Source organism: uncultured Campylobacter sp. (genome assembly GCF_963517995.1).
Lineage (GTDB): Bacteria > Campylobacterota > Campylobacteria > Campylobacterales > Campylobacteraceae > Campylobacter_A.
Genome location: NZ_CAUQHQ010000140.1, coordinates 1 through 5601, shown reverse-complemented (window position 1 = coordinate 5601; position 5601 = coordinate 1). Strand labels below are relative to the sequence as shown.

Annotated in this window: 2 protein-coding genes and 2 pseudogenes; all 4 read right to left on the bottom strand. The window is 40.8% G+C overall.

Translation table 11 applies throughout. The annotated features are described in order from the left end of the window. Positions 1 to 436: pseudogene (locus tag RYL88_RS11060) on the bottom strand (hypothetical protein); the annotation flags it as partial. A gap of 247 nt (positions 437 to 683) precedes the next feature. Then, entirely contained in the window at positions 684 to 3827 is a 3144-nt protein-coding gene (locus RYL88_RS11055) for a type I restriction endonuclease subunit R (protein WP_314991295.1), read from the bottom strand. A 501-nt stretch (positions 3828 to 4328) separates the two neighbouring features. Then, positions 4329 to 4952, bottom strand: coding sequence for a restriction endonuclease subunit S (locus tag RYL88_RS11050; RefSeq protein WP_314991293.1), 624 nt, complete (start codon positions 4950 to 4952; stop codon positions 4329 to 4331). Continuing rightward, a pseudogene (locus RYL88_RS11045) lies at positions 4949 to 5601 on the bottom strand (SAM-dependent DNA methyltransferase); the annotation flags it as partial. The gene RYL88_RS11050 and the pseudogene RYL88_RS11045, both read right to left, overlap by 4 nt.

Genomic DNA, 5601 nt, shown 5'->3' with positions numbered 1-5601 from the left:
GCCTATTACCGCGCTCGATGTTCGGAGCTATTTCTATAATCGAATTTAGCGCCGCGATCATGTTTTGCAAAGATACTTCTTTTGTCTTGAGCCGTTTGCTAAGCCCGTGCTTGGACTGCATATTAGCCTTAGTATAGTATCTCTCCACTCCCATCTTGTCGATATGCCTTAAGACTTCGTCCTTACCAGGCGCTTGCGTAGCTTTCATCTTAACGCCTTCGATCTCGTATTCGTCTACCCAAACAGGTACTACTTCGGTGCGGCAGCGGAAATGATAGGGCGGAAGTCCGAAGTTTGCATCCATCTTGTCGCTTCTGCCAAGATAGGGCTCGTTTCTCCACGTAGCGGCCGCTTTTTTAGCCGCCATGCTTTTTGCTGCGGTGATAGCGTTTGCTTGTCTTTCTAAATGCTCTGCCGGTATCACTCGCCCGTTCATAGAGCGACAGATGTCCGAAGTTTTAGAGTCTACCTCTCTTTCTCGGGCAAAATACCGGCGAGGAAATCTTTAAATTTTGCAAACAGATAAGGACTAACCCAAAAAATTAGTTAGCCGTAGCTAGAATAGAAAACTGGGCGTATAGTATAAATTATAAAAAATTCTTTAACTACATAAAAGCTTGCGGTAAAAGAGTAACATTACGAATTAATATTCATATATTAATTTTCCAGATATATGCTATATTCTAAGCCGCGCTCCTATATCTCATATAGACATACTCGTAAATTTTCTCTCTGCACGCCGAGATACTTATATCATCATAGCACTCAGGTAGCTCGCCCCAGAGCGTATCGCGGATGAGATTATCCACCTCGGCTTTCGTCTCTTGTTTGTCGCTCCAGTGATCTAGCTCGGAAATTTTTGATTTTATCTTGCTTAGCAGGGTAGTTGCCACTTCTTTGATCTTTTTTATGTCGTTTTTACCAAGATCATCTCTAAAAAGCATATCATAAAACGATAGCTCCTCATCGCTCGTAAAGCCTTCTCTGGCGTATCTTTGCTCTTCTTTGCTCATCTGATTTGCTAGATCCATAAGCTCCATAAACGTCTTTTCTATGGTCGCCCTGTCTTGTTCGGTGTTATATTCTGCGATGATTTGCCCGTAGCGTTCATAGTAGTCTATGCGATTAGGATTGCTAAATAGCATACTATCTAGCTTTTGCTTGATGATCTCCTCTAGGTCTTTCATGGCTAAATTTTTAGTTTTCACCTTTGCAAATTCACTGCGTAGCAGCTCAAAGTCAATGGCGCTTATATCAAATCTACGCGCAGCCTCGTTATTCATAGTAGGCTCATCGGCGATTTTTACATGCTCGTTTATTATTTTATGTATCTCGATCATTAGATTGGTCGTATTTGTATGCTTGCGCTTTTTTTGAAGCTCAGAGTGGATAGCCGCGATAGCTTCATATTGTTTGCGCGTTTGAGCCGTTACGTCGTTTCGGTCTGTATATTTTATTAGTCTGCTAAGCTCCAAAGCGTAAGTAGTAAAGATTTTCTTATCCTCGATACTTCCACACACTGCATTAGCCGCCTCTTGCAAACTAGCAAGCTTTGCAAAATCAACCGCACCGATAAGTTTTTTCAGCTCAAATTCTTTCTGCGATAAAAACTCCCTCGTCTTTTCTATCACCTCTATGATACGCGCGATGAGCTCCTTTTTATCTATTGTTGGATCCGCTCCGCTACTAGCGCCTAAATTTGCGGTATAGTCGGCAAGTGCTTTCCTAAGAGCTTTTACGATACCTATATAGTCAACTATAAGTCCATTGCTTTTGCCTTCGCTTACGCGATTTGCCCTGGCTATCGTCTGCATAAGCGTATGCGCTTTTAGCGGTTTATCAAGATATAAGCAAGATAGACACTTTACGTCAAAGCCGGTTAGCCACATAGCGCAGACAAAGACTACTCGCAAAGGATTTTTACTATCTTTAAATTCTTTATCAAGCTCTCGCTTCTCCATCTTTTCTCTGTGATACTTGATGTCTAAGCCCCACTTTTTAAAGGTTTGAATTTCGTTTTGGTCTTGGCTTATTATCACCGCCATTTCGCTCTCTTGCATCCATTTTAGTTTGCGCTCTAGCTCCTGCGCCTCTTGCTGGGTGGCTCTTTTTATATTTTCTTTTAGAGTTTTTATCTCCTCTTGCCAGCACTCTTGCACGAAGTTATACATCCTAACGCACGTTACCTTATTTAGGCAAACAAACATCGCCTTTCCGCTCGTCCACAGATCGCAATAATGCCTAACAAAATCACGTGCGATGGATTTTAGCCTAGGCTCTGCCGTTAGCAAGTGTATCTCTTTTGCAAATTTAGCCTCTAGCTTATCTTGCTCATTTATATCAAGATCGGCGTTTTCTATGGCGTCTAAAATTTGATCCGTTATTTCCGGATTTTGCAGATCCACGATTTTTTCGCCGCGATTTTCATAATAAAGCGGCACCGTAGCGCCGTCCTCAACCGCTCTTTTAAAGTCGTAAACCGAGACATAACCGCCAAAAGTCCTAGCCGTGATATTATCGCTAGAGAGTAAGGGTGTGCCGGTAAATCCTATACGAGCGGCTGTGGGTAGTAGTTTCATCATATTATCGGCAAATATCCCGTATTGGCTACGGTGCGCCTCGTCTGAGATGATGATGATATCGTGGTCGGGATAGATAGGCTCTTCATTTGGTTTGTTAAATTTTTGTATAAGCGTAAAAATAAAGCTTGGATTGCCTTTTAGTTTTTGCACGAGATCGCTGCCGCTTGTTGCGATATACTGCGAAGCCTTTATATCTTTGCCTAGCAGTCCGCAGTTTTCAAATGTATCGCTTATCTGAGTATTTAGCTCGTCTCTATCGGTTAGGATAACAAAGGTCGGCGTTCCCGGCATCTTTCGGCGCACCTTCTTAGCAAAAAATAGCATAGAGTAGCTCTTGCCTGATCCTTGCGTATGCCAAAACACGCCCAGCTTACCGTCGTTTAGCTTTCTTGCGGCGTATACTTTCATCGCTTCGTTTACGCCTAGATATTGGTGATTTCTAGCGAGAATTTTTGCCGTGTGGCCGTTTGAGTGGTCATAAAGGATAAAATTTTCAAAAAGATCTAGGAAATTTTCCTTCTTGCAAATTCCGCGTAGCATAGTCTCAAGCACCACGCTTCCTTGCTCATCTTCAGCAAGCCTTTTCCACTCGTGGAAAAACTCAAATTTACTGCCAAGCGTGCCCACCTTTGCCTCCATGCCGTTTGATAGCACAATAATGGCATTGTAGTAAAACAGATGCGGTACCGTGTCTTGGTAGTCCGTGTAGTTATCCTCATATGCGTTACGCACATCTACCGAGCTATTTTTAAGCTCCGCAAAAAGTAGCGGTATGCCGTTTACAAAGCCCACGATATCCGTTCTTCTTCTATGTAGCTCTCCGTGAATTTTTAACTCTTTTATAGCTAAAAAGTAGTTATTTTCAGGGTTTAAAAAGTCGATCACCGTAGCCTTTTTAGCCTGCGTTTCGCCGTTTGGCTTCTTTATCGTTACCGGGATCCCGTCGCGGATAAGGTAGTATTTTTCTTCATTTACTTGTAAGAGCGAAGATGTGGATAGCCTGTTTTCTAAAATTTTTACAGCCTCGGTGATCTGAGTTTCATTTATCCAAGGGTTAAATTTCTTAAGCGCCTCTACAAGAAAGCGAGTTAGGAGAATTTCTTTATAGCTTTTTCTACCAAAGGTACCATTTTCGCCCAGAGTCTCGCTACTATGCGCAAACTGCACGTCCCAGCCCAGCTCATCACGGAGTAAATTTCCGGCACTCTCTTGCACAAGGATATTTTCAGAATAATCATAACTCATATAAAGCGCTCTCCTTATACTTCTATTTCGCCGCTCATGAGCTTTGGTAGTAGGCGATCACGAGCTTGAGTTAATTTGTTAGATATATCTCTTAAATTTTGAATCATAGAGAACATAGGTACTGCCAACACATCAAATCTATCCGCAACATCTTTAGTGGGTACTAAAATAGTTTCTGCCTTTAGATATTTAAAATGTCTTGCATAGTGATAATTTGACAAATCAACGGCAATCAATGAGCAATAAAACAGTGATTGTGGCATATTTGTTTCGTTAGATACTATTAATTGTGTTCCATCGGCTCCTTTGGCAAACGGAAACTGAAGATATTTTAAAACACGAGTATGGTCACCAAAAACAATAACTGGTTTTTCTATATTTATGATAGCTTCAATATTATTCGTATATCCTGCAATAAAATTTTTACTTTGATCTACAATCGGAACAGCTCCAGCATCTAAATAATCGGTTGCTTTGATTTGTTTCCTACGCGGAATATTATCAATAATACTGCCTACTAATTCTTTTCTCCACCCATCGGGAATGCCGTCGATAAATTTGGTATCCTCGTATCCTGGAAAGCGAAAATTTATACAAACGCTGCGCCGCCTCTTCAAGAAGCTTGATCTGCTTTTGATTGTTTTCAATAAGATCATCGTATGTGGACACTATTTCAGTAATTTTGTTTTGTTTGATAATGTCGATTGCTGGTATTTCGATTTCAGATATTATGTCGCTACTTAGCTCTATCTGATTTGTAGATCCTTTGCCTAGAGTTTCTATATATTTTTCTAAAGGTCTCAGCCAATAAAATAAAAATTTGGGGTTATAATTTTCGCACCTTAAAATAGTCACGTGCGAATCAACATACAAAAATCCTAATTTTTTATCTGCATATGCCACCCTTCCGAGTGTTCCAGTTCCAGTGGAATTTATAAGAATATCACCTACTTGTATTTTCTTTTCGTCGGAAAATTTCTTATCCTTGCTCGTATATTTAACGAATTCATGGTTGATTGTTCCGTCTTTTATGCATTTTTGGTTGACTACAATAAGACCATCTTTGTCAACATATTTTGGCGTTATTCCTCTTTTTATGTATGTTGCAACATCTTTGATTTTCACAATCCCATCTCCTTTAAATTTTGCGAGATGGTATCCATGATTAAATTTGACTCGGCTTGCAAAGATAGTAGCTCGCGGTGTATCTCTATCATTCGCTCTTCAAAATTTACCCCATCATCTTCTACCGGAGCAACGCCCACATAAGCTCCTGGCGTGAGCGACCAGCCCTTTTCTTCTATACTAACGCCCTCATCATCTCCTTGCGCCGCGTGGGTCGTATAGGCAATCTTGCAAAGACCAAGCACATCTTGATAAACGCCGTCTTTAAATTTTTCGTAAAGCCAGTTTGCCTCTCTAGCTATCGTTAGCTTTTCGTCTAGCTTAGCAAGCTTTGCGTCATACTCTTCTTGCACTCTTTTCTTTTCTCGCCTTTGAGCATCTTCAACCGCCTTTTTGGCTTCTAGTCTAAGAGCTTTTATCTCTTCTGAAATTTCATGAATTTGCTCGTCAAAAGGCTTGGTGCTTGCAAGAGTATCTTTGTACTCATCAAGTAAGGCTCTATACTTATCTATCTCGCCGCGGTATAGCCATACGATAGCATTGATGTTTTTTAGCTGCCAATAAGACCATTCGTTTAAAGTGCGATCAACCACCGTGTAGTAGTTTCTAGCATCTATAAAAAGCACTTTGTTTTTAGTCTCGTTTGACT

Coding starts and splice junctions, on each gene's coding strand:
- RYL88_RS11055 (WP_314991295.1), bottom strand. CDS start 3,827: ATGAGTTATGATTATTCTGAAAATATCCTTGTGCAAGAGAGTGCCGGA.